This window comes from Flavobacterium sp. PMTSA4 (assembly GCF_032098525.1).
Taxonomy (GTDB): Bacteria; Bacteroidota; Bacteroidia; order Flavobacteriales; family Flavobacteriaceae; genus Flavobacterium; species Flavobacterium capsici.
Genome location: NZ_CP134890.1, coordinates 2,382,762 through 2,407,616 on the forward strand (window position 1 = coordinate 2,382,762; position 24,855 = coordinate 2,407,616).

General features: G+C 34.7%; 19 protein-coding genes. 12 read left to right on the forward strand and 7 right to left on the reverse strand.

Annotated elements, in window-relative coordinates; translation table 11 throughout:
* The 9 genes from RN605_RS10905 to RN605_RS10945 all read left to right on the forward strand — a co-directional run bounded on the left by RN605_RS10905 (nucleotide 1) and on the right by RN605_RS10945 (nucleotide 8,822).
* Nucleotides 1–1,440: an SGNH/GDSL hydrolase family protein gene (locus RN605_RS10905; RefSeq protein ID WP_313324743.1), complete on the forward strand. Its 1,440-nt coding sequence runs from the start codon at nucleotides 1–3 to the stop codon at nucleotides 1,438–1,440.
* Between the two features lie 205 nt (nucleotides 1,441–1,645).
* Nucleotides 1,646–3,157 (forward strand): F0F1 ATP synthase subunit beta, encoded by a 1,512-nt coding sequence (gene atpD, locus RN605_RS10910; RefSeq protein ID WP_313324745.1) that lies wholly within the window; start codon nucleotides 1,646–1,648, stop codon nucleotides 3,155–3,157.
* Nucleotides 3,158–3,241: 84 nt separating this feature from the next.
* A complete protein-coding gene (locus RN605_RS10915) occupies nucleotides 3,242–3,523 on the forward strand; it encodes a F0F1 ATP synthase subunit epsilon (protein ID WP_313324747.1) in 282 nt (93 codons plus the stop codon).
* Between the two features lie 62 nt (nucleotides 3,524–3,585).
* Nucleotides 3,586–4,107: a hypothetical protein gene (locus tag RN605_RS10920; protein WP_313324749.1), complete on the forward strand. Its 522-nt coding sequence runs from the start codon at nucleotides 3,586–3,588 to the stop codon at nucleotides 4,105–4,107.
* Between the two features lies 1 nt (nucleotide 4,108).
* Entirely contained in the window at nucleotides 4,109–5,263 is a 1,155-nt protein-coding gene (locus RN605_RS10925; protein WP_313324751.1) for an aminotransferase class I/II-fold pyridoxal phosphate-dependent enzyme, read from the forward strand.
* A gap of 6 nt (nucleotides 5,264–5,269) precedes the next feature.
* Nucleotides 5,270–5,887: a dethiobiotin synthase gene (bioD, locus tag RN605_RS10930; protein WP_313324753.1), complete on the forward strand. Its 618-nt coding sequence runs from the start codon at nucleotides 5,270–5,272 to the stop codon at nucleotides 5,885–5,887.
* Between the two features lie 54 nt (nucleotides 5,888–5,941).
* A complete protein-coding gene (bioA, locus tag RN605_RS10935) occupies nucleotides 5,942–7,213 on the forward strand; it encodes an adenosylmethionine--8-amino-7-oxononanoate transaminase (RefSeq protein WP_313324755.1) in 1,272 nt (423 codons plus the stop codon).
* A 51-nt stretch (nucleotides 7,214–7,264) separates the two neighbouring features.
* A complete protein-coding gene (locus tag RN605_RS10940) occupies nucleotides 7,265–8,419 on the forward strand; it encodes a beta-ketoacyl synthase N-terminal-like domain-containing protein (RefSeq protein WP_313324757.1) in 1,155 nt (384 codons plus the stop codon).
* Between the two features lie 124 nt (nucleotides 8,420–8,543).
* Nucleotides 8,544–8,822, forward strand: a complete 279-nt coding sequence (locus tag RN605_RS10945) for a hypothetical protein (protein ID WP_313324759.1) — start codon at nucleotides 8,544–8,546, stop codon at nucleotides 8,820–8,822.
* On the opposite strand, the gene RN605_RS10950 is transcribed toward RN605_RS10945, so the two are convergent.
* Complete coding sequence (locus RN605_RS10950; RefSeq protein ID WP_313324761.1) at nucleotides 8,811–9,278, reverse strand: regulatory protein RecX; 468 nt, start codon at nucleotides 9,276–9,278, stop codon at nucleotides 8,811–8,813. The two genes, RN605_RS10945 and RN605_RS10950, sit on opposite strands and share 12 nt — an antisense overlap.
* Nucleotides 9,279–9,575: 297 nt before the next feature.
* Between RN605_RS10950 and RN605_RS10955 the strand changes: the two genes are divergently transcribed.
* The gene (locus RN605_RS10955) at nucleotides 9,576–15,557 is read left to right on the forward strand and encodes a choice-of-anchor D domain-containing protein (protein ID WP_313324763.1); all 5,982 of its coding nucleotides are present in this window, start codon (nucleotides 9,576–9,578) and stop codon (nucleotides 15,555–15,557) included.
* A gap of 29 nt (nucleotides 15,558–15,586) precedes the next feature.
* Here RN605_RS10955 and RN605_RS10960 read toward each other — a convergent pair whose 3' ends face one another.
* From RN605_RS10960 to RN605_RS10975, 4 genes are all read right to left on the reverse strand, one after another.
* Nucleotides 15,587–16,438 (reverse strand): cupin-like domain-containing protein, encoded by an 852-nt coding sequence (locus RN605_RS10960; RefSeq protein WP_313324765.1) that lies wholly within the window; start codon nucleotides 16,436–16,438, stop codon nucleotides 15,587–15,589.
* Nucleotides 16,439–16,532: 94 nt separating this feature from the next.
* Complete coding sequence (bioB, locus tag RN605_RS10965) at nucleotides 16,533–17,618, reverse strand: biotin synthase BioB (protein WP_313324767.1); 1,086 nt, start codon at nucleotides 17,616–17,618, stop codon at nucleotides 16,533–16,535.
* A gap of 80 nt (nucleotides 17,619–17,698) precedes the next feature.
* The gene (locus RN605_RS10970; RefSeq protein WP_313324769.1) at nucleotides 17,699–18,133 is read right to left on the reverse strand and encodes a hypothetical protein; all 435 of its coding nucleotides are present in this window, start codon (nucleotides 18,131–18,133) and stop codon (nucleotides 17,699–17,701) included.
* Between the two features lie 108 nt (nucleotides 18,134–18,241).
* Entirely contained in the window at nucleotides 18,242–19,189 is a 948-nt protein-coding gene (locus tag RN605_RS10975; protein WP_313324771.1) for a bifunctional riboflavin kinase/FAD synthetase, read from the reverse strand.
* 228 nt (nucleotides 19,190–19,417) lie between these two features.
* Here RN605_RS10975 and RN605_RS10980 point away from each other — a divergent pair, with 228 nt between their 5' ends.
* Nucleotides 19,418–22,108: a reprolysin-like metallopeptidase gene (locus RN605_RS10980; protein ID WP_313324773.1), complete on the forward strand. Its 2,691-nt coding sequence runs from the start codon at nucleotides 19,418–19,420 to the stop codon at nucleotides 22,106–22,108.
* A 57-nt stretch (nucleotides 22,109–22,165) separates the two neighbouring features.
* Here the strand turns inward: RN605_RS10980 and RN605_RS10985 are convergent, their stop codons facing one another.
* Nucleotides 22,166–22,684: a hypothetical protein gene (locus tag RN605_RS10985; RefSeq protein ID WP_313324775.1), complete on the reverse strand. Its 519-nt coding sequence runs from the start codon at nucleotides 22,682–22,684 to the stop codon at nucleotides 22,166–22,168.
* 230 nt (nucleotides 22,685–22,914) lie between these two features.
* Here RN605_RS10985 and RN605_RS10990 point away from each other — a divergent pair, with 230 nt between their 5' ends.
* A complete protein-coding gene (locus tag RN605_RS10990; RefSeq protein ID WP_313324777.1) occupies nucleotides 22,915–24,156 on the forward strand; it encodes a M43 family zinc metalloprotease in 1,242 nt (413 codons plus the stop codon).
* Between the two features lie 45 nt (nucleotides 24,157–24,201).
* Here the strand turns inward: RN605_RS10990 and pth are convergent, their stop codons facing one another.
* On the reverse strand, nucleotides 24,202–24,768 hold the full coding sequence (gene pth, locus RN605_RS10995; RefSeq protein WP_313324779.1) for an aminoacyl-tRNA hydrolase: 567 nt from the start codon (nucleotides 24,766–24,768) through the stop codon (nucleotides 24,202–24,204).
* Between the last annotated feature and the right edge of the window lie 87 nt (nucleotides 24,769–24,855).

Consider the following 24,855-nt stretch of genomic DNA (forward strand, 5'->3'; position numbering starts at 1 on the left):
ATGATAAAAAATATAAAATGGTTAGCTTTTATAGCTTTAGCATTTGTTGCTTGTAATAGCGATGATGAAGCTATTGTTGATCCAAATTCAACAGATGGAACACCTTTAACTGCAGGAAGTGCAGATTTTTCAAAGTATGTTGCATTGGGAGATTCTTTTGCGGCAGGATTTTCAGATAATGCTCTTTTTATGGAAGGGCAAAAGAATTCCTATCCTAATATTATTGCTTCACAATTTGCATTAGTTGGTGGTGGAGAATTTACAACACCATTTATGAATGATAACATAGGAGGATTTTCTTCAGGTGGAGTACAAATACCTCAATTCGGACCAAGATTGTGGTTTAATGCAGCCACCAGTACACCAACTCCAGTTACAGGAGTTTCAACTACTGATATTTCAACACATTTATCAGGACCGTTTAATAATTTTGGAATACCAGGAGCAAAAGCAACACATTTAGATTTTGCGGGTTATGCTACTGCAAATCCATATTTTGGAAGAATGGCTTCTTCAACTACAGCTACAGTTGTTGACGATGCCGTAGCTACTAATCCAACGTTCTTTTCTCTATGGATTGGAGGTAATGACGTTCTAGGATATGCTACTTCTGGAGGTGTAAGCACTAGTCCAATAACGCCAACAACAACTTTTAATGCAGTTTATAATGCTTTAATAGCTAAGTTAACTTCAGGTGGGCGAAAAGGAGTGATAGCTAATTTGCCTTATGTGAGCACATTGCCATATTTTACTACTGTTCCTTATAATCCAGTTCCGTTAGATGCCGCTACTGCTGCGCAATTGAATGCTGGTTATGCAGCCTATAATAATGGATTGTTGTTTGCGCAATCAAATGGATTATTGACTGCAGCTGAGGTAGCTCAAAGAACAATTTCTTTCTCTGCATCTGCTACAAATAAAGTTGTAATTGTAGATGAGTATTTAACTAATTTAACAGGTTTTGGAATTCCATCTTACCGTCAAGCTACTAGTGAAGATTTAATTGTTTTGCCTGCTAGAGCTTTTATCGGAACTACTGTTGGAGGAAATCCACTTCAAGTAAATGGAGTTTCAGTTCCTTTAGCTGACCAATGGGTTTTGTCTAAAAATGAAATCGCTGAAGTAAAAGCAGCAACTGATTCTTATAATCAAACCATTCAAGATGCAGCAACTGCTAATGGATTGGCATTAGTTGACGCAAAAACACTGATGACACAATTGAGTACTACAGGAGTTGTAGCAAATAATTACACGCTTACTTCAACATATGTAACAGGAGCTACTTTTTCTTTAGATGGAGTTCACCCTAGTCCAAGAGGCTATGCTTTTATTGCAAATCAATTTTTGAAAGCAATAAATGAAACCTATGGTTCTAATTTTAAAGGAGTAAACGTTGGTACGTATAGAATTTTGTATCCACAAGATCCTGCAAATTTTTAAAAAAGGTTATTGTTAATAATTCAAAACCACTAGCATTTGTTAGTGGTTTTTTGTTGTATACTCATACTTATACTATAATTTATAAAAATTAATTAAAAAAAGTAATCTTATCTATTGATTTTTAAAATAGAAAAATTACCTTTGCACTCTGAAAAAAGAGGTGTTTTTTTAAAACCTAAACAGCTATTTAATAAATACATAAAGCATGTCTAAAGCAATAGGAAAAGTTTCGCAAATCATCGGTCCAGTAGTTGACGTAGTATTTGATACTAAAGATGTTGAGTTACCAAAAATTTATGACTCATTAGAAATCATTAACAAAAACGGTACTAAGTTAATTCTTGAAGTACAATCACACATTGGTGAAAATACCGTTAGAACCATTTCGATGGATTCAACTGACGGATTGAGCAGAGGAACTGCAGTTCATGGAACTGGTGCTCCAATTCAAATGCCAATTGGGGATGATATCTACGGAAGATTATTTAACGTAGTTGGTGATGCTATCGATGGTTTAGGAGATTTGCCAAAAGAAGGTGCAAACGGAATGCCAATTCACAAACAAGCACCTAAATTTGAAGATTTATCAACTTCTACTGAAGTATTATTTACTGGTATTAAAGTAATCGATTTGATTGAGCCTTATGCAAAAGGAGGTAAAATTGGATTATTCGGTGGTGCTGGAGTTGGTAAAACAGTATTGATTCAAGAATTGATTAATAACATCGCTAAAGGTCACGGTGGACTTTCAGTATTCGCAGGAGTTGGTGAAAGAACTCGTGAAGGAAACGATTTGTTACGTGAGATGTTAGAATCAGGAATTATAAAATATGGTGAAGATTTCATGCACTCTATGGAAAATGGAGGTTGGGATTTAACTAAAGTAGACAAACCAGGAATGAGAGAGTCAAAAGCTACTTTCGTTTTCGGACAAATGAACGAACCACCAGGAGCAAGAGCACGTGTGGCTTTATCTGGTCTTTCTATCGCTGAGTATTTCCGTGATGGTGCAGGTTCAGACCAAGGAAAAGACGTTCTTTTCTTCGTTGATAACATCTTCCGTTTTACACAAGCAGGTTCTGAGGTTTCGGCTCTTTTAGGACGTATGCCATCTGCGGTAGGTTACCAACCAACATTAGCAACTGAAATGGGTGCGATGCAAGAGCGTATTACTTCTACTAAAAAAGGTTCGATTACTTCAGTACAAGCGGTATATGTACCTGCGGATGACTTAACGGATCCAGCTCCTGCAACAACCTTTGCTCACTTAGATGCAACAACAGTATTGTCTCGTAAAATTGCTGAGTTAGGTATTTATCCAGCGGTTGACCCACTAGATTCTACTTCTCGTATCTTAACACCACTTATCTTAGGTGATGAGCACTATGATTGTGCACAAAGAGTTAAAGAGATTTTACAGAAATACAAACAATTACAAGATATTATTGCTATCCTTGGTATGGAAGAATTATCAGAAGAAGATAAACTTTCTGTATCTAGAGCGCGTCGTGTGCAACGTTTCTTATCGCAACCATTCCACGTAGCTGAGCAGTTTACAGGTATTCCTGGAGTATTGGTTGACATTAAAGATACTATCAAAGGATTTAACATGATTATTGATGGTGAGTTAGACCACTTACCAGAAGCGGCTTTCAACCTTAAAGGAACTATTGAAGACGTTATCGAAGCAGGTCAAAAAATGTTAGCAGAAGCTTAATTTTTAGTAAATAGTGATTAGTAACTAGTAAATAGTTCACATTTTGCTAATCACTAATTACTTTTCACTAATCACTTAATAAGAATGATTTTAGAAATAGTATCTCCAGAAGCAAGTTTATTTAAAGGCGAAGTAACTTCGGTTCATTTGCCAGGTGTTGATGGTTCATTTCAAATATTGAACAATCACGCGCCGATAGTTTCAATTTTAAAACAAGGTACCGTTAAAATTACGGCCAACAGTTTTAAATTTGAAAAAGAAGTTGCAGACAAATTTTCTAAAGTAAACGATCAAAACTATACTTTAGAAATCAATTCTGGAACTATCGAAATGAAAGACAACAAAGTAATTGTTTTAGCCGACTAAGACAATTCAAAATAAACGAAGAAAGCTCAACAATTTTGTTGGGCTTTTTTTATTTTTGATAAATGGAAAATGCTGAAACTAAAATTATTCAAATATACTCTGGAAAGCGTTCATGGTATGAATTAGTTTTGGCAGCAGTATTTTATTCTATTACCACCTTTATTTTCATATTAATTCTTTACTATTTAACACTTGAGATTAACTATAAAGAATCATTAATTAAGTTATTTGAATTTTTTTATTACGGATTACCATGTCTGGCTAATGGATTAATCTTTTCAATGATTAAAGATATCGAAATTGATACTAAAAATAACTCTATTCATACTTTATATAAAGTTGGACCATTTATTAAAAAGGTCAAAACTAAAGCTCAAGAATTTGAATATGTTTCAGTCTTTTTAACAGATAAAAATGTTTTTGAAACAAATCTTTGGTATGTTCGCAATAAACATTATAAAATGTATGAGTTCGAGAAAAAAGAAGATGCTTTTGAATTTGGAGAAATGGTTGCCGACAAATTAAACATTGACTTATTAGATGCAACTGAAAGAGGAAATAATAAGTGGGTTGAAAAAAAATAATATGAAACTCCCAAAAACACTTCAATCCAAACTCAATCAGCGTGAAGAAAACAACGCTTTGCGTAAGTTGACTGCTCAAAATGAATGGGTCGACTTTTCTTCCAATGATTATATTGGGTTTGCCAAAAGTGAAACGCTGTTCAACGCAACGCACCAGTTTCTGATGGATAAGAACATCAAAGTAAACGGTGCTACAGGTTCGCGATTGCTTTCGGGTAATCACAGTTTATATCAGGAAGCCGAATCGTTTATTTCGAAATTTCACAAAGCGGATGCGGCTTTGATTTTCAACTCTGGGTATGATGCCAATGTTGGTTTTTTTAGCGCAGTTCCACAACGGAATGATGTGATTTTCTTTGATGAATTGTGTCACGCTTCCATTCGCGATGGGATTTCCATGAGTAATGCCAAAGCCTATAAGTTTCAACACAACGATTTTCAAGATTTAGAAAGACAAATCCAAAAACTGACAACCAACAACCATCAGCCACCAACCATTTACATAGTAACCGAAAGTGTTTTCTCTATGGATGGCGATTCGCCCAATTTGGAAGAGCTGACTAATCTATCGGAAAAGCATCAATGTTATTTAGTGTTAGACGAAGCCCATGCATTAGGCGTTTTTGGTGCTAAAGGCGAAGGATTATTACAAAGTTTAGGATTGCAAAACAAAGTGTTTGCCCGAATCATGACCTTCGGAAAAGGATTGGGTTGTCATGGTGCGGCCATTTTAGGAAGCGAAGAATTAAAAAGCTACTTGGTCAACTTTGCCCGAAGTTTTATTTATACCACAGCACTTTCGCCACATTCGGTGGCCACTATTTTAATGGCGTATCACCAATTGGAACAGGAAAAAGAACCATTGGAAAAACTGAAAAACAACATAGTTTTCTTCAACCAACAAAAGTTGCAATTGGGATTAAAACCATTGTTTGTCTATAGCAAATCGGCCATTCAATGTGCCATTATTTCTGGGAATCAAAACGTAAAAAGTATTGCCGCACAACTACAAGAGAGAGGTTTTGATGTAAAGCCTATCTTGTCGCCAACCGTTCCCGAAGGACAAGAACGATTGCGTTTTTGCTTGCACAGCTACAATACCGAAAAAGAAATTTCGGAAGTCTTAGCGCTGTTGTGTACTTTTGTATTCAAATAATACAAAATGAAATTATTCATCACAGGAATTGGAACCGACGTTGGCAAAACCATTGCTTCCGCTATTGTTACCCAAGCTTTAGAAGCCGATTATTGGAAACCTGTTCAGGCAGGCGATTTAGACCAGTCCGACAGTCATAAAATTCAAAAGTACATTAGCAACGACAAAACGGTTATCCTCGAAAACAGTTATAAACTCAACACGCCTGCCAGTCCGCATTATGCTGCCGAACTGGACGGAATTACAATCGATATCAAAAAGATAAAAGAACCAAAGACTTCCAATCATTTAGTCATTGAAGGCGCTGGCGGACTATTGGTTCCGTTGAATGATAACGATTGTATTGTTGATTTAATTCAAGAAGACTATAAAATCATTGTGGTTTCGCGTCATTATTTGGGAAGTATCAACCATACATTGTTGACTTTTGAAGCGTTGAAAAGCAGAAAACTTAATGTTGCAGGAATTATTTTTTCGGGCGATGAGAACCAAGCTACTGAATCGATTATTCTAAAGAAAACCAAAGCTACTTTCATCGGAAGAATTGATAACGAACCTTATTTCGACCAGAATGTCATTCAATACTATGCCGATAAGTTTCGGGAACAGCTTTTGAATTTATAAGCTCACAGACTTTCGTACATTTGCAAAAAGTAATTTTCGCATTATTCTTTTATTATGACCTATTCCCAAAGAGACAAGCAATACAACTGGCATCCTTATACCCAACACAAAACAGCAGCCGATTTTCCTGCTATTGTTAAAGGAAAAGGCGCCTTGCTTTGGGACGAAAACGGTAAGGAATACATCGATGCTATTGCGTCTTGGTGGGTAAACCCTTTTGGACATTCCAACACCTTTATTGCCGATGCCATTTACCAGCAGTTAACCACGTTAGAGCATGTGTTGTTTGGTGGTTTCACACATGATAAAGCGGTTTTATTGGCCGAAAAGTTGATGCAACTGTTGCCTTCCAATCAAAAGAAGTTGTTCTATTCGGATAATGGTTCGACTGCCGTAGAAGTTGCCATCAAAGCGGCGTTGCAATTCAATTACAATCAAGGAATCAAGAAGACCAAAATCATTGCCTTTGAGGATGCCTTTCATGGCGATACGTTTGGCGCTATGGCCAGCAGTGGTATTTCGTTTTTTACAGAAGCTTTCAAAGGTTCCCTATTAGAAGTGGCTAGAATACCAGTGCCAACTGCCGGGAATGAGGCAAAAAGCAAAGCGGCACTTTTAGAATTGGTGAAAACCAATGAGTATGCCGCGTTTCTTTTTGAACCTTTGGTGCTTGGTGCAGCTGGAATGGTGATGTATCCACCGGAAGAATTGGACGAACTGATAGCAATTTGCAACAACCACAACGTTTTAACCATTGCTGACGAAGTGATGACGGGTTTTGGCAAAACAGGAAAAACCTTTGCTGTTGATTATTTGCAAAACCAACCCGATATGATGTGCTTGTCTAAAGCATTAACCGGCGGAACGATACCAATGGCCATCACCACGTTTACACAAAGCATCTTCGACGGTTTTTTTGACGATGATACCAATAAGGCGTTGTTCCACGGGCATACGTTTACGGCAAATCCAACAGGTTGTGCCGCGGCTTTGGCCAGTATTTCGCTGTTGGAAACATCAGAAATGCAACAAAACATTAAGGAAATCAACGAAAGTCACAAAGCTTTTGAAGCAAAAATAAAGTCGCATCCGAAAGTAAAAACAACCCGAGTGCTGGGCGTTATATTTGCCTTAGAAATCAAAACCGATAGCGAAGAAAGCTATTATGGAACGATGCGCAACAAACTCTATAATTTCTTCATCCAACACGGAATCATTTTACGCCCAGTGGGTAACATCGTTTACATCTTGCCGCCGTATGTTATCAGCAAAGAAGAATTGCAAAAAGTATATGAAACCATCGTTGATGCGATTGAAATGATTTAAATTTGCCAAATCTTTTCTGAATACCATTTCAGAATTCAGGTTGCACACTCCATGAAACAAAAAATCGCCATAACGTCGCTCGCTTCTCTGTCGCCTTTAGGGAATAGTCCCGAAGGAATCTGGAATAATTATCTTTCGCCAAAAACTTTTATTTCGACTAAGAACGTGAACGGCAAGGAAGAATTTGTTGCCACTATTCCAAGCGGATTAAGAACAACAATTAACGACTTGCGCCAATCGGACAACAAGTATAAATCGTTAGACGAAACGGTTTTGATGGCTATTTTGGTTTCGCGCCAAGCGGTGCATCAAGCAGGCTGGAAGGAAGGCGAAGATTTTGGAATTAACATTGGTTCTTCGCGTGGTGCAACGCAACTTTTTGAGCAGTTTCACCAGGAATACCTTGAAACCGGAGTAACGCCTACGTTGACTTCGCCGGTTACTACCTTGGGAAATGTGTCTTCCTGGGTTGCCCATGATTTGAAATCTACAGGTGTTGAAATTTCCCATTCAATCACTTGTTCAACCGCATTGCATGCCGTGTTGAATGCTGTGGCGTGGTTGAAAAGCGGATTGTCGACCAAGTTTTTAGTAGGCGGAAGCGAAGCGCCATTGACCGATTTTACCATTGCCCAAATGAAAGCGTTGAAAATCTATGCCTACCAAGAGCAGGACTTTCCGTGCCGTGCATTGGATTTTGAGAAAACCAAAAACACTATGGTGTTAGGCGAAGCCGCCAGTGTGGCGTGTTTGGAACTAGGCGAAAAAGAAAACGCTTTAGCCTATGTTTCGGGCATTGGCTTTGCTACCGATACGTTGGAACACAATATTTCCATCTCGGAAGAAGCGGAATGTTTTCAAAAATCAATGAAAATGGCGATGGGTACTTTGGCTCCTTCTGATATTGATGCTATTGTGATGCACGCACCGGGAACCATCAAAGGCGACCTTTCGGAATATAAAGCCATCCAAAAAGTTTTTGGCAATAACCTGCCGTTGCTTACCACTAACAAATGGAAAATGGGGCATACCTTTGGTGCTTCGGGTATGTTGAGTATCGAACTGGCGGTCATGATGCTGCAACATCAGGAGTTTATTGAAGTTCCTTTTGCCACACCTCAAGTAAAAGGCAGAGCATTGAGCAACATATTGGTAAATGCGGTTGGTTTTGGCGGAAATGCTGTGACTATTCTGCTGACTAAATAAGATTTTTATCCTTTACGAAACTTTTTCAAAATTCGTCCTGATGAAACTTTTGTTTCGTCCGCATGAATCATTTTGTTCGTCCTGATGAATCTTTTGTTTCGTCCTGATGAATTTTAAAACTACTATGGATTGCATAGAATCACCTATAGGAAAGGATCAAATACCTATAGGAAAATCCAAATTTCCAATAGGAAAACGTCTTCCTCCTATAGGAGAAAGCAAAAAACTAATAGGAAAAGGCAAATTTCTAATAGGAAAACACAAATTTCTAACAGGAAAAGGTAATTTTCTAATAGGAAAAAGCAATTTTCTAACAGGAAAACATAAATTCCTAATAAGAAAACGGCTTTCTCCAATAGGAAAACCTAAAAAGCCAATAGGAAAATGGCGTTTACTGTTCTAATTCTTTGGCTTTCTTATAGACTAAATCGCTTTCCCAACCGTTGCGTAGCATGTAATCACAGAACTTTTTGCGTTTCTTCAAGGTGTTGCGCTCCATGATAGTGTTCCAATGTTTTTCGGCTAAGGTGTTGAAAGTTTTATGATATTCTTCCTTCGAAATTTCATTGAGCGATTTGGTAATCAGGTAGTCGGAAACCTTTCGTGCTTTGAGTTCGTTTTTAATACGCACAATTCCCCAGCTTTTTTGATGGAGTTTGCTCAGCGTAAAGATGGAAGCAAAGCGTTCCTCGTTTAAATAGTTGTGCTCAATCAGGTGTACAATGATTTGCTGACGCTCGGCAGCCGATAGTTCAAAAGAGTATAATTTTTGTTCTACTTCAAAATGACAACGCTCCTGATAACTGCAGTAATATTCTAGTTTTTTTTGAACTTCTGAAAAAGAGATGGAATCGGACATTGTATTTTTTTGAAACATTTCAAAGATAGTGGAAAACTTGTTAAAAAAATAGTGTGTTTTAGTACAATTTTTGAGCTTCAAAAACCTTGAAAAACCCACTGAAAATAGTGTTTTTGAGGCAAAAAGTAGGTTTTTTTGCTAAATGAGCAATAAATTTAAAATATGTTGACAATTTCTTAAGATGAACTTATTGAAATATAGTGAAATAGATATAATTTTGTAGGCCCAAAAATCTGCAACTTAACGTGCTATTTTTTTTATGGGCAAAAATGACGTTTTAGAATTATATTCAACTATATGAAATTAAGTAAATTACTTAGCATTGTTTTTTTCTTTTTAATCTTTTCAAATGCTTCTTTTGGGCAGGCATCTTTACCTGTTTCAAGAACAGCTTGGAATACAACTCCAACAGGTTGGACTGATAGTGGTATCTCATTAAGATCAACCTCTTTTGCTTGTTCAGGAAATAATGCAGGAACTTTTGATACTAATGGAGATCAAGTTATACTCTTTATAAATTCTGCTCCTTCACAATTAGTTTTTAAGTTAAAAAAGGCTTCAATGAGTGGAGTGACATATCTATTGGTTGAAGAATCCCCAGATGGTTCTACATATTCTACTATTGGTAATTATGGTACTGATGCTTCATCAACTGCTATTACTGATTGTGCAGACATTACTTTAGCACTTTCATCAACAACCAGATATATTCGATGGACTTATACAAAAGGAACTGGTAATTGTGATATGGATGATGTAAATGTTACAGCACCTGCAGGTATAACCACTGCCAACAATGGAAATTGGAACGTAGGTTCAACATGGACTGGCGGAGTAGTACCTACTAGTGCACAAAATGCTATTATCAATCACGCTGTAACAATGGATGTTGCTGTGACCAGAGATTTAGGAACCACAACTACTATTAATGCTGCAGGAAGTTTAGCAACAGGAGCTTTCACTTATACTAATAGTGGCACAACTAATGTAAACGGAACATTTAAATTAGACACTGGCGGATGGGCAACAGGAAATAACTTCAATTATGGAGGAACGAGCACTTTGGTATTTAATTCTACAAGTAATTATGCAGTTAATAATACAGATAAGTTTTGGCCAGCAGGTGCACCGCCTTATAATGTAACGGTTCTTCAAGGTGGATTCACCATGAATGCTACCATGGCAAGAAGTATAGCTGGAACTTTAACTTTAGGGAATGGAAATGTTGTAATAACAGCTCCTTCTTCGTTGACTATTAATGGTACTTGTTTAATTGTAAATGGAGGATTTTTTAATCAATCGCCTATTTATGGAGCTTCTTCACTATTAAAATACAATACAACCGGAACTTATGGAAGAGGTTTTGAATGGCAAGCTGCTGGTGTTGGAACCATTGGTGTTACACCTGGTTATCCAAATAATGTACAAGTAAGTAACGCAACTACTTTAGATTATATTAATGGTGCTGCTTCAGGCGCTGTAGGCGTTAAAGCAATGGCAGGAAGTTTAACCATTGATTCGGGTTGTTCTATTGCTATGAATTATGGAGGTGTATCGGCTGGAGGTTTATTAATTGTAGCAGGCGATGTTACTAATGCAGGAACATTAACATTAGGAGCAGCATCGGGAGATGATTTAAGATTAGGAGGAAATTTTTCAAATACTGGAACGTTTAACGGAAACAACAGAGCCGTATTTTTTACTAAAATAGGTACACAAACAGTTACTTCTTCATCTGCTTTAACGATTCCTTATGTAGTTACCACTGGAAGCGGAACAACAGTTCAGTTGCTGAGCAATTTAACGATTAGCGCACCGTTAGCAGGCAATGTTATTTCGTTTGGAAATGCGGCAGATGTTATAGACATTAATGGTAGAACCTTAACTTTAGGAACAGCTGCAGTAGCCAATACGATAACGGGTTCGGGAAGTTTTAAAGGAAGCACTACTTCAAATTTATCGTTGTTAGGAACAGGTAGTATTGGCACGGTTAAGTTTGTTACTGATCTTAACTTAGCAACATTTTCTGTTAATAGATCGGCAGCAGCTGTTGCCTGTGTGTTGGGTTCAGCTTTAACAATAAATACTTCACTGGTACTGACAAATGGATTGGTCGATTTGGCTTCAAATACAATGACACTGGCATCAACCTGCAGCAATACCTTTACAGCGTCGGCTAATAGTTATGTAATAGCAGATGTTACAGCAGGTGGTGTGTTGAGAAAAGCAATAACGGCTACAGCAACAGTTTATAATTTTCCAATAGGTGATAGAGTAGCTTCGGCAGATGGTACTCAGTATTCACCAGCTACTGTTAATTTTACGGCAGGTACATTTACTTCGGCATTTCTTGGTGTTGCAGTAGAGGACAGCAAACATCCGAATATGGATGCCACGGGTAATTTTATTTCAAGATACTGGACAACCACTACAACAGGAACTTTTACATCGCCTACTTATACTTTTGGCGCTAGTTATTTAGCAGTTGATATTAACGGAACAGAAACATTAAGTAAATCCAATCAATGGAATGGTAGTATATGGACAAATGGTGGTGCACCAATTGGAGGTAATTCATTATCTATTGGTGGATGTACTAATTTAACTGCACCAAATCATTTTAGTGCTGGTGATAGAGATAAAGAGATAAACATTGTACAAGGCGCAACAAATTATTTAACGGGAAGCACTTATAATTTTGGTAACGTTGTCATAGGTTTTCCAGTAGATATTGTTTTCACTATACAAAATTTAGGGCAACAAACATTAACATTAGGTTCGGGTGGAAATGCACCTTCAATGACAGGAAATCCACCTTACTCTTTGTTTGCTACTTATCTTCCTTTGACAACTATTTTAGGAATGACCAGTACAACGCCCAATACACGAACTTTTACTATTAGATTTAGTCCAACGGCTACAGGAACATTTACAGGAAGTGTTACTATAATAAGTGATGATGCTGATGAAGGTGCAGGGTATGTTATTAACTTTACAGGGATAGGACAATCACCAGCGCCAGATATTAGATTAAAAGGATTTACAGGCGGTACTAGTACTATAACCAATGGCTCAGCTTCAACTTCAGGTATCAATAATACCGCATTTGGAAGCATTAATTTAGGGTCTAATGCTACTAAAGATTTTGAAATTCAGAATCATTCATCTGCTACTGCGGTATTGAATTTAACGGGAGCACCAATTGTTACTGTTGGAGGAACAAACCCTGGAGATTTCGTAGTTACAACCGTGCCTAGTTCAACTAGTATTAGTCCTGGAAACAGTACTACATTCATCATTACTTTTACTCCGCAATATGTTGGTTATAGAAGTGCTATAGTTTCTATAGCCAATAATGACAGTACAAAAAACCCATTTACCTATTTAGTTGATGGAACGGGAGTATGCTTAGCAACAGCTAACACAATTACTCCAACATCTGGTCCTGTAGGTACTGAAGTAACAATAAATGCAACGTCTGGAGTATTAACTGGAGCAACTGTAAGTTTAAATGCAGTGGGCTTATCTTTTACTACAGTTTCAACAACCCAAATTACTACCATAATTCCAACTGGAGTAACTTCAGGCTCATTAATAACTACAAGTTCACAGGGTTGTCAAGCATCTAATACGTTTACTGTTATTAATAATGTTGCTAATACATGTAAAGGAGGAACAAATGCCTCTAACTTATTTATAAGTGAAGTTACAGATGCGACATATGGTGGTTTAACATATGTTGAAATTTTTAATGGTACAGGAGCTTCTGTTAATTTGTCAAACTATTCATTACAGTTCTTTCAAGATGGTAATGCCACACCATATGGAACAGCAACATTAACGGGTACGTTAGCTAATAATGCAACACATGTATTTAGAACAACACCTACTGCTTCTGTTTGTGGGGTTTATGGCGGAAATGGCTCTTTGGCAAATCAAACAACGCCAGGGATTAATGGAATTAATTTTTCTGATGGAGGAACGCCTCCCAATACTGCTATTGAACACGATTATATTGCATTATTTAATAATGCTACTAAAATTGATAGCTGGGGTGAGTATATGAATCAAAGTTGGGCTGCTTCATTGGGAATTGGAGACAGAGGTGTTGATTTTAGAAGAAAAAATAATGTTACTGTACCAAAAACCACATATTCTCATTCTGATTGGGAAATAATTGATTGGATTGGTTCAGGTTCTTCTTCATGCGATACAAATGATTATTCGGATGTTGGAGTTTATAATTTTATAGCAGGAAATCCACCAAGTGTAACGTTACAACCAACTTATACACCTACATGTAAATCAACTACATTGACTGTTGGAGGTAGTGAAGGTTTTGTTGATGCCATCGGGTTAACCTATCAATGGTATGCTGTTGCACCAAATACTGCAACATGGACAGCTTTGACAAACTCAGGATTGTATTCAGGAGTTACTACCAATACTTTATCAATTTCAGATGTTTCTACTTTGACAGGATATCAATTTTACTGTCAAATAAGAGAAAATACAGTAACGTGTTATACCGCAACTAATGCAGTAATGATTTTACCTGGCCAAACTACAACTTGGCAAGCCTCAAATACATGGTCTAACGGTTTGCCATCACAAGATAAAGCGGTAATCATTGATCATACATATGATACGGCGAATGGGTTTTCACCAAGTTTTGAGGCATGTAGTGTTACAGTTAATAATGGAAAATCATTAACAGTTAGAAGTGGAAATTATGTTGTTATAAAAAATGAATTAACTGTAATTTCAGGAGGAACTGCAACTTTTGAAAACAATTCAAGTCTTGTTCAAGTTAATAATGTTGTCAATTCAGGAAATATAACTTATAAAAGAATAGCTCAACAACGCCGTTTGGATTATGTATATTGGTCTTCTCCTGTTGATAATTACAATTTGAGTGCTTTACCTTCTAATGGTTATAAATATACTTGGAATACTACTCTTAATAATGCAAACGGAACACAAGGAAACTGGCAATCTTATTCAGGATTAATGGCTTCTGGTAAAGGTTATATCGTGAGTGGACCTTCAACATTTAATAATACTGCAAATCAAGATTTGGAAGTTCCATTTTTAGGAGTTCCAAGAAATGGAAATGTTAGTGTTACTATAAACAGAGGATCTAATACAGGTCCAAACTATACTTTACCTAGTGGTGCATTAGTAACTAATTTAGACGACAATTGGAATTTATTAGGGAATCCGTATCCTTCAGCAATTAGCTGTAGAAACTTTTTAACGGCAAATAGTTCTGTGCTTACTGGAGCTCTTTACATTTGGACACATGGTACATTACCAAGTACTTCCACTGCCAATCCTTTTTATGATAATTTTTATGCCAATTACAATCCAAATACCGATTATTTACCTTTTAATTTAACTGGTAATTTGGCAAATCCAAATCCAGACTATTATATTGGAGCTGGTCAAGGATTTTTTGTTGTGATGCAAGATGGAGCCACTGGTTCAGGAACAGTAAACTTTACAAATGCCTTACGAGACAAAACTTATGGTAATGTAACAGGAACTAATTTCTATAGATTATCATCTAATTATGTAAATGAAACTGTATCAGCACCTGAACAAAACAGAATTTGGTTGGATATTGTTAAAGATAATGATGCAGCTATACGTACAATGTTTGGATATGTTGATGGTGCAACAATGGATAATGATAATTTATACGATGCTCCTTCTAAAAAAGATGGATATTTAAAATTATATTCGCTAGTTGGTTATGATAGGTTAATTATTCAAGGACGAGCATTACCATTTAATGAGTTTGATGAAGTTCCTTTAGGAATGGACATTCAATCCAATGGTTCTTATAAAATAGCGCTAGCCTTTGTGGATGGATTATTTGAAAATGAAGCGCAAAAAATATTTTTAGAAGATACTTATTTAAACATTATTCATGATTTAAAACAAACACCTTATTTATTTACAACGGAATCTGGGACATATACAAATCGCTTTAAAATAAGGTATACAACTAATTCATTAGATAATCAAGATATCGAAACAATTAATTCAAATGTAATAGTATCTAGTAATAATGACATGGTAACCGTAAAGTCTACTCAAGAGGAGATAAAAAGTGTCAAAATATATGATTTACTAGGTAGAGAATTAATAAAGAATGAAAAAGTTAATGGTTTACAGTTTTCAACTTATTTGAATAACGTATCAACACAAACGTTAATTGTAAAAATTCAAATGGGTAATAATTTTACAGTATCAAAGAAAATTATTGTCAATTAAAATAAAAAGCCCAAGAAATTGGGCTTTTTTTATGTTCGGTTATTTAGTGCTTTATTGTTTTTATAATCTATCCATTGTTGTCCTTTCCATTTACGCATGAAGTTATCAAAATTGCGCATGATGAACACATTATAAGCTGCTTTAGAAAGATTGCTGATGTTTCTTGGAAATGCTCTCAAACTCATCGAGAAACCTGGAGTTTCGTATTTCATGTAATGCCAATAACCTTCCGGCATATAAAGCATTTCTCCATGATTTAGTGTTGTAATCAATCCGTTTGCTTTTTGCAATAAAGGATATTTTTCAAAATTAGGATTATCAAAATCTATATCTTCTCTGGAAATTAATGCGTGTGGGACTTTGTATAAATAAGGGGTTTGGTTCGGAGCAAACAACATGCATTTCTTTTGACCATGAAAATGAAAGTGTAAAATGTTAGAATAGTCAATATCGTAATGCATAAATACTTTGGAGTTTTCTCCACCAAAAAAAAGCATTGGAAGTTGTTTTACCAATTTCAAACCAATGTCAGGCCATTTAAAATCTTCCTTTAAACTTGGAACTTCTTTCATTAAATTATAAAGAAAAATGCGATAGTTAGTAGGTTTTGATTGAAGCAAATCAACATAGTCACTCATTTTCATTTTCGCATGAGCTTCGTTGAAGCCGTCTTTATGTGAAACAGGTCTATCATCATAAAGTGGAACTGTTTTGTCACCAGCAATTTCTTTAATGTAATTTAAATTCCATTTCTGAAAGGCAGGCCAATCCGAAGTTAGTTGTTCTATAACAACGGGTTTTTGTTTTTTATAATAATTTGTATAAAAATCTTCTTTTGAAATGGTTTTTACACGTTCAATTTCTGTTAGGATTAAAGACATAGATTGGTTGGTAAAAAGTTTAAAAAAAACTCCCAGTAAATGATTACTGAGAGCAAAATTATAAAATTATTTATTTCTATATCTAAATGATGAACTATTTTCCTTTGCCTGAAGCTTCAAGATTACGGTCAATTGTATGACCTGGTCTAGTCCATTTTGGTTTTTCACCTAAAGGAGCAAACTGAGAATCCTCAGCTTCTACGGTTTTAGGTTGCATTACTTTGATAAAAGGTTTTTGAGGAATTAATCCAAGCATTTCAAACATTTTCATGTCTTCGTTTACATCTGGATTAGGAGTAGTTAATAATTTATCTCCAGCAAAAATTGAATTTGCACCTGCAAAAAAGCACATTGCTTGACCTTCGCGAGACATTTCGGTTCTTCCTGCCGAAAGGCGCACTTGCGTTTCAGGCATCACAATTCTAGTAGTTGCAACCATTCGAATCATTTCCCAAATCTCTACTGGTTTTTCATTTTCCATAGGTGTTCCTTCTACGGCAACTAAAGCATTAATTGGCACCGATTCGGGTTGTGGATTTAAAGTAGACAACGCAACCAACATTCCAGCTCTGTCTTCAATGCTTTCTCCCATTCCAATGATTCCACCACTACAAACGGTAACGTTAGTTTTACGAACATTTTCGATGGTTTGAATTCTATCATCAAACGCACGGGTAGAAATTACTTCTTTATAATAATCTTCAGAAGTATCTAAATTGTGATTATAAGCATAAAGTCCTGCTTCTGCTAAGCGTTGCGCTTGATTTTCAGTAAGCATTCCTAAAGTACAACAAACTTCCATGTCCAATTTATTAATGGTTCTAACCATTTCTAAAACTTGGTCAAATTCTTCGCCATCTTTAACATTTCTCCATGCTGCACCCATACAAACTCTAGAAGAACCGTTAGATTTTGCTCTCAGAGCCTGTGCTTTTACCTGACTAACCGTCATCAAATCATTTCCTTCAATATTGGTATGATAACGAGCTGCTTGAGGACAATAGCCACAATCTTCTGGACAACCACCTGTTTTGATAGATAAAAGAGTAGAAACTTGAACCACATTTGGATCATGATGTTCTCTGTGGATTGATGCTGCTTCATAAAGCAAATCCATCAAGGGTTTGTTATAAATAGCGATAATTTCTTCTTTGGTCCAATTATGTTTAGTGATGCTCATAAATAGAATTTATATGGCGTCAAAAATAGGCATAAGTTCCAAAAGAAACAAAATAAGTAAGGGTATGTTTCAAGAGTATTTTATTTGAAATGAGTTTTGCCTCTCCACACTTGCAAAGTAATGAAGACAACAATCATTCCTGAAGCTAGACCTTCGAATAACAAACCAATACAATATTCATTAACACTAGCGCCGCCAAAAATAAATTTCTCGGAAAGTTTTTCGATATATGAGTCGCCGCCTTTGTAGTAAATGTAGAAAAGTAAACCTAAAACACTTAGCAAAACACCAATGAATGCGGTTAATCCTGATGAAATTAAATTTGCTAAATAATCTGTTTTTCCTTCAGATATATTTTGTTTTATAGTCTTGTTTACACCATAGAAGACAAATAAAACATTAAGAATTCTTAAATAGAAATTATCAGCTAGACCTAATAATTCCATCACTAAAAAAAAGATTGATATTCCTAAAAAGATTAGAAAACCGTTTACAAGTTCTTTTGGGAGTTTCATAAAAATAGACTTTAAGTTAGAGAAATTCTACAATAAAGTTAGGTTATTTTTTATGAAAAAATAAATTTTTAACAAAAAGATTAGACTTGTTAATTGAAAATGTTGTGTTTACTGAGAAGTTTTCAAAGAGTTTACAAAAGAAACAGCATTAATTTTATCTAAAGCCAATTGTTTTTTTAGCGCGTCAATTGATTCAAACTTTTGCTCGTTTCGAAGCCTTTTTAAGAGCGAAACAGTGATTGGTTTTCCGTAAATATCTTTTTCGAAATCAAAAAGATGAACTTCTATTTTTTGATTTTGATTATTTGCTTCTACCGTTGGGTTCACACCGATATTCATCATTCCATAATGCTTTGATGAATCTATTTCACAAGAAACAACATAAACACCATCTTTTGGAATTAGTTTGTAATCTTCTTTTACGCTAATGTTGGCAGTTGGAAAGCCAATAGTTTTGCCTAATTGTTTTCCTTTGGTAACGGTGCCATTAATTAAATAATAGTAATCTAGATAAGTTTGGGCAAGTGTTACATCGCCTTCATTTAGAGCATTTCTAATTTTTGTAGAACTAACAGAAACATCATTTACTTCTTCTGCAGAAATTTGTTCTACTTCAAAATTATATTTTTCTCCAAATTCAATTAAGTCGTTAATATCAGCAGTTCTGTTTCTACCAAAACGATGGTCGTATCCTATAATTATTTTCGCAACATTAAAGGTGTCAACCAAAACAGATTTTACAAAATCCTCAGCAGTAAGCCTTGAAAACTCTTTATTAAATGGATGAATGACTAAATTATCTATTCCAATAGCATCAAGCAGATTAACTTTTTCATCAATTGTATTTAGTTGTTTCATATCAGTGCCAGTTTGCAAAACAAGTCTGGGATGAGGAAAAAAAGTTAGAACCAAACTTTCAAATTCTGAATTTGAGGTGCTTTTAATTAATTTCTCAAGGATTTTTTTGTGCCCAATATGAACACCATCAAAAGTACCTATAGTAACTATGGTTTTTGAATTGCTTTTGAAATCTGAAATAGAATTGAATATTTTCAACTAAATATATAAAAGAGATACTGCAAAAATATAGCATTGAAATTTAATATAATAACTTTTAATTAACGAAAAACAAAACTTAGGACTATTTCTTGTTAATTATTAAGCAAAATTACTTTTAAGCAAAATTACTTTTAAGCAAAATTAATAGAAACTAATTTATTAACAATTTGATAATTATTGAAAGATAGTTATCTTTACGATGAAAAAACCACTCAAATTTATAATATGAAAAAAATTTTACAATTAGTATTTATTACTACCTTGTTTCTTGCAAACAGTTATGGACAAGGTAATTTATGGCAAAAAGTTTCAGGTGACAGATTAGTAGATTTACCTAAAATGGAACGAGCTACAACGCCAAATCAATATGAATTATTTTCGCTTGATTTTAATGGACTAAAAAGTCAGTTGCAAAATGCACCTTTAGATCGAAGCGCCTTAAATTCAAATGTAATAATTGCTTTTCCTAATCCTGAAGGTAAATTACAGAACTTTAGAATTTTTGAAGCTCCAGTTATGGAAGACGGATTGGCTAATAAATTCCCAGGAATTAAATCTTATTCAGGAGTTGGAGTTGAAGATCCAACAGCTACTATTAGATTCAGTGTAACTCTTTTTGGTTTGCATGTAATGTCCTTATCTGGAGAATCTGGAACCTATTATATAGATACTTATACTAAAGATTTAAACAATTATATTGTTTACAGTAGAAAGAATATTCAATCTAAAAGAACTTTTGCTTGTCATTTTCAAGACGATGAAGAAGAAATTGTTAATTTAAATCGAAATGCTGCTTTTGCACAACCATTTGCAACCGATGGTAAATTTAGACAATATCGATTAGCAATGGCATGTACAATAGAATATGCCGCGTTTCATGTTAATGCAGCTGGTTTAGGATCAGGTACTACTGCACAAAAGAAAGCAGCAGTATTATCCGCTATGGTTGTAACGATGACTAGAGTTAATGGAGTTTATGAGAGAGACATGTCTTTGCGAATGAATCTCGTAGCTAATAATGATCTTATTATTTTTATTGATTCCGATTCATTTACCAACAATAGTGCTGCTAATTTAATTGGTGAGAGTCAAACAGTTATTACTGGTGCTATTGGTTCAGCTAATTTTGATATTGGTCACACAGTTAGTACAGGTGGAGGCGGATTAGCAGGTTTAGGTGTGGTTTGTAACTCTTCTACTAAAGCTAGAGGAATTACAGGTTCACCTGCTCCAGTTGGTGATCCTTATGATATTGATTATGTTGCTCATGAAATGGGACATCAATTTGGAGGACCTCATACTTTTAGTGGGGATGGTGGAAATTGTCAAGGAAATGGAAGTAATGCAAATGCTGTAGAACCAGCAAGTGGTTCTACTATAATGGCTTATGCGGGAATTTGTGGTCCAGATGTTCAATCTAATTCAGATGCTTATTTTCATGCCTTTAGTATAGCGAGTATGAATGCTGTAATGGTTGGTACTGGAAATTGTGCACCACAAACTGATAATGGAAATACTGCTCCTACAATTACTACTTTATCAAATTATACAATCCCTAACGGTACCGCTTATGTGCTTACTGGTAATGCATCTGATTCTGATGGTAGTGCTTCTTTAACCTATTGTTGGGAACAAACTAATGCTGCTTCTGGAACAAATTTTCCAACTTCAACACAAACAACAGGTCCAGTATATAGATCTTTAAACCCTACATCTTCTAACAAAAGGTATCTTCCTAATTTTCAAAGTGTTTTAAACGGAAATTTGTCACCTACTTGGGAAGTTACCCCAACTGTTGCTCGAACTTTAAATTTTGCATTAACAGTTAGAGATAATCAAACTCCAACAGGTGGACAAACTGCAAGAGCTAATATGACTGTGAATACAGCGGCAGTAGGTCCGTTTAGAGTTACTAGTCCAGCAGCAAGTGCTTCTTGGAATACAAGTAGCTCTCAAACAATTACTTGGGATGTCGCAGGAACTACGGCAAACAATATCAATACTGCAAATGTAAATATTTTATTATCTACAGATAATGGAGTAACATTTACTACACTGTTAGCAAACACTCCTAATGATGGTTCACAAGTGGTTACAATGCCTTCAACACCTGCGCCATATTGTAGAATACTAGTTGAAGCTGTTGGAAATATTTTCTACGCGGTTTCTCCAAACTTTTCAATAGGTTATACATTATCAACAACATGTACAACATTTACAAATAACACTCCATTGGTTATACCAGATGGAGCAGGAGCAAATCAAAGTGGAGGAGTTGTAAATAATTCAATTGATGTTTCGGGATTATCAAATATTAGCGATGTAAATATCGGACTTAACGTTACACATACTTATCCTCAAGATTTGGTTATTCAAATTGTTCATCCTAACCAAACAACTTTTTCTAATGTTTGGAATAGAAATTGTGCTGGAAATGATAATTTTAATGTGACCTTAAGTGATGGTGCTGCTGCTTTTACTTGTGTGGCTAACATGACAGGTACTTTTGCTCCAGCGAATCCATTGTCTGTTTTTAATGGTTTAAATGCAAACGGAACATGGAGGTTATACACTGCCGATTTCTATAATCAAGATGCTGGTCAAATTAATTCATGGTTTATTGAAATTTGTTCACAAACAGCTACTCTAACTAATGAAACATTTACCAATGAGAAAAATTTTGTAATCTACCCTAATCCAAATAACGGTACATTTACAGTTCAAGTGACAAATTTATTAAATGATGTGACATTAAATGTCCATGATATAAGAGGCAGATTAATTTTAACCAAAACTATAAAAGCATCTGGGCTAATTAACGAGGAAGTTAGTTTGGCAAATGCACAGTCAGGAGTTTATTTGATAACTATTGAAGATGGGGATGTAAAAACTACCAAAAAAATTGTTGTTGAATAATATCAAAGTAAGTTCAATAAAAAAAAGGAGATGTATTACATCTCCTTTTTTTATTTATTACTTTATGGTTGCAATAATATTATTTGATAATTGAGGAACTTTGTCAGTTTTATAAGTTAAATTGAAATGAATTGTATTTTCTTTATTTTCCAGCTGTAATGAGCCTTCATCAATTTTAAAATATCCAGCTTGACCTTTACAATAACAATGTCTTCCAAATAACATTTTTGTATTCTGAAGATATTTATTTTCCAAGTTAATTTCTTTAGAATTATTATCAATCTCAAAAATAATTTCTTCTATGTGTTGGCCATCCTGAAGACCTTCTTCAACATTCCTTTTATACTGATAATGTATTACAGATGTACTTGAATTGTCTTTTAATTCATAGTAGATTTTACCCAATTCATCGTTTTTTATTTCTAAATTTTTATTTTTTTCAATTTTAATTGAACAATTACCATCGCCTGGACAAGGTGATTCAATTGTGAAAGAACTAGATTTTGAAACAGATTTTTTTTTGCAACTACAATAAGATAAACTAAATGCTATTAATATTAAAAGAAGTTTTTTCATGACGAAATTTATTAAAGGAGATAAAGACAATCAAAAGTCTTGCCACTATCTGTGTTTTAAAGTAGTTTAAAAATTTAATTATGTAATAAATATATTGTAAAAACAATTTGTTTTTCAAAAATAATAAAGATTCTAATATGGAAAGTATAAAATTTAATTTAAATGTTTGTTAAAAAGTTTAAGTTCAGTATTTTTGGAATCTTTTATATTAATTACTTAGAAACATCAAAATGAAAAAAATTACAATTATAGTATTATTTTTAAGTAGTTTTTTTGGAGTTGCGCAAAGAACATGTCATACTTCAGAAAAACTAGCTGAATTGATTCAGAATAATCCTGAGTTTGCAACTCATCATCAAGAGACAATGGATTTCATTCAAAATCCTGATAATAATACTTCATCTCAAAATAGAACAACTAATGTAGTTTACACAATCCCGGTTGTGGTTCATGTTTTATATAAAAATTCAACACAAAATATTAGTGATGCTCAGATATTGTCTCAAATTACTATATTAAATAATGATTTTAGAAAATTAAATTCTGATTTCAATACTGTTGTTCCAGCTGCTTTTCAGACTTATGGAGCAGACATGGAGATTAATTTTTGTATGGCAACAAGAACACCTGCAGGAGTAGCAACTACAGGTATTGAGCGTAAATCGATAGCAACATCAGTTATTTTTGAAGATAGTTATTACACTTCAACAGGTTTGGTGGCTTGGGATCCAACAAAGTATTTGAATATTTGGGTTGGAAGATTTACAGATAATCAATTGCTTGGATTTGCATACTTGCCTTCTGCAGCTGGCGCGGCTTTTGATGGTTTATGTATTGGGGATCAATTTTTTGGGAATACTGGAACAGCAACAGCTCCTTACAATAAAGGAAGAACCGCAACTCATGAAATAGGACATTATTTTGGTTTATTACATCCTTGGGGGAATGATGGTAGTGCTTGTGGTTCAGGTTCTAATAGTGATGGAGTTGCAGATACACCTGCAACCAATAATCCATACTTTAGTTGTCCTTCTTATCCAAATAATGCAAATGCATGTACAGTTACTGCAACAGGTTCTATGTTTATGAATTATATGGATTATGTAAATGATGCGTGCATGGCGTTTTTTACTAATGGGCAAAAAACGATACTTACTAATACTATTAATGGTCCAAGAGCTAGTTTGAAAACCTCTAATGGATGCCAATCGTTGAGTGTGACTGAGCAAGAAGCTATCCAAGCGATAGCTGTATATCCAAATCCTGTTAGTCAATATTTCATGATTACATCACCACAAATAAATGTTGATTTTGTTGAAATATTTGCAACTAATGGTCAATTGGTTAAATCACAAAAACTTGATGAGGTTAACAATAAAATTTATATTGATAATTTAGAATCGGGAGTTTATTTCCTTAGAATTTATAATGAGGATAGATTGTTGAAATCTGATAAGATTATTAAGAAATAGGTTTTAATAAAAGGATAAAAGAAAGAGGTCAATTTGACTTCTTTTTTATTTTCCGTTAAATTCGTTCATAGTGTTGTTTAGACCTGCTAAAGCGAATGACAGAATAATTTTTATAGATAAATCAAGGCGTTCAGTTAGTTTGCTGTTTTCTTCTTCATTCCACTCGCCAAGCACATAATCAACTTGTTGTCCTTTTTTGAATTGGTCGCTAATGCCAAAACGGAATCTTGGATATTCTGTTGTGTTTAACAAAAGCTGAATATTTTTTAACCCATTATGACCACCATCACTTCCTTTTGCTTTTATTCTAATAGTTCCAAAAGATAAATTCAAATCGTCCGTAATTACCAGTATATTTTCTTTTTCAATGTTTTCTTTTTCCATCCAATATTTTACTGCTTTACCACTAAGATTCATATAGGTGTTAGGTTTCAGAAAAATTAGTTTTCTTCCTTTAATAGAATATTCTGCTACATCACCCAATTTCATAGTTTGAAATGAACAGCTTTCTTTAGCGGCAAAATGGTCGAGAATTTTAAATCCAATATTGTGGCGTGTATTAGCATATTCGGAACCAATATTTCCTAATCCAACAATTAAAAATTTCTTCATGTTGATTTGATTTTCCTTGTTTTGTTTTTTAAAAAGTGAAAATAACCATTTCATGGCGTAAAAGTAATAGAATTAAAAGCAATAAAA

Excerpts from the sequence above, each read along its gene's own strand:
- RN605_RS10980 (WP_313324773.1), top strand. The coding sequence starts at position 19,418 with ATGAAAAAAATTTTACAATTAGTATTTATTACTACCTTGTTTCTTGCA.
- pth (WP_313324779.1), bottom strand. The coding sequence starts at position 24,768 with ATGAAGAAATTTTTAATTGTTGGATTAGGAAATATTGGTTCCGAATAT.
- bioA (WP_313324755.1), top strand. The coding sequence starts at position 5,942 with ATGACCTATTCCCAAAGAGACAAGCAATACAACTGGCATCCTTATACC.
- RN605_RS10950 (WP_313324761.1), bottom strand. The coding sequence starts at position 9,278 with ATGTCCGATTCCATCTCTTTTTCAGAAGTTCAAAAAAAACTAGAATAT.
- RN605_RS10940 (WP_313324757.1), top strand. The coding sequence starts at position 7,265 with ATGAAACAAAAAATCGCCATAACGTCGCTCGCTTCTCTGTCGCCTTTA.
- RN605_RS10990 (WP_313324777.1), top strand. The coding sequence starts at position 22,915 with ATGAAAAAAATTACAATTATAGTATTATTTTTAAGTAGTTTTTTTGGA.
- RN605_RS10970 (WP_313324769.1), bottom strand. The coding sequence starts at position 18,133 with ATGAAACTCCCAAAAGAACTTGTAAACGGTTTTCTAATCTTTTTAGGA.
- RN605_RS10960 (WP_313324765.1), bottom strand. The coding sequence starts at position 16,438 with ATGTCTTTAATCCTAACAGAAATTGAACGTGTAAAAACCATTTCAAAA.
- RN605_RS10955 (WP_313324763.1), top strand. The coding sequence starts at position 9,576 with ATGAAATTAAGTAAATTACTTAGCATTGTTTTTTTCTTTTTAATCTTT.
- bioB (WP_313324767.1), bottom strand. The coding sequence starts at position 17,618 with ATGAGCATCACTAAACATAATTGGACCAAAGAAGAAATTATCGCTATT.
- RN605_RS10945 (WP_313324759.1), top strand. The coding sequence starts at position 8,544 with ATGGATTGCATAGAATCACCTATAGGAAAGGATCAAATACCTATAGGA.
- bioD (WP_313324753.1), top strand. The coding sequence starts at position 5,270 with ATGAAATTATTCATCACAGGAATTGGAACCGACGTTGGCAAAACCATT.
- RN605_RS10985 (WP_313324775.1), bottom strand. The coding sequence starts at position 22,684 with ATGAAAAAACTTCTTTTAATATTAATAGCATTTAGTTTATCTTATTGT.
- RN605_RS10920 (WP_313324749.1), top strand. The coding sequence starts at position 3,586 with ATGGAAAATGCTGAAACTAAAATTATTCAAATATACTCTGGAAAGCGT.
- atpD (WP_313324745.1), top strand. The coding sequence starts at position 1,646 with ATGTCTAAAGCAATAGGAAAAGTTTCGCAAATCATCGGTCCAGTAGTT.
- RN605_RS10905 (WP_313324743.1), top strand. The coding sequence starts at position 1 with ATGATAAAAAATATAAAATGGTTAGCTTTTATAGCTTTAGCATTTGTT.
- RN605_RS10915 (WP_313324747.1), top strand. The coding sequence starts at position 3,242 with ATGATTTTAGAAATAGTATCTCCAGAAGCAAGTTTATTTAAAGGCGAA.
- RN605_RS10925 (WP_313324751.1), top strand. The coding sequence starts at position 4,109 with ATGAAACTCCCAAAAACACTTCAATCCAAACTCAATCAGCGTGAAGAA.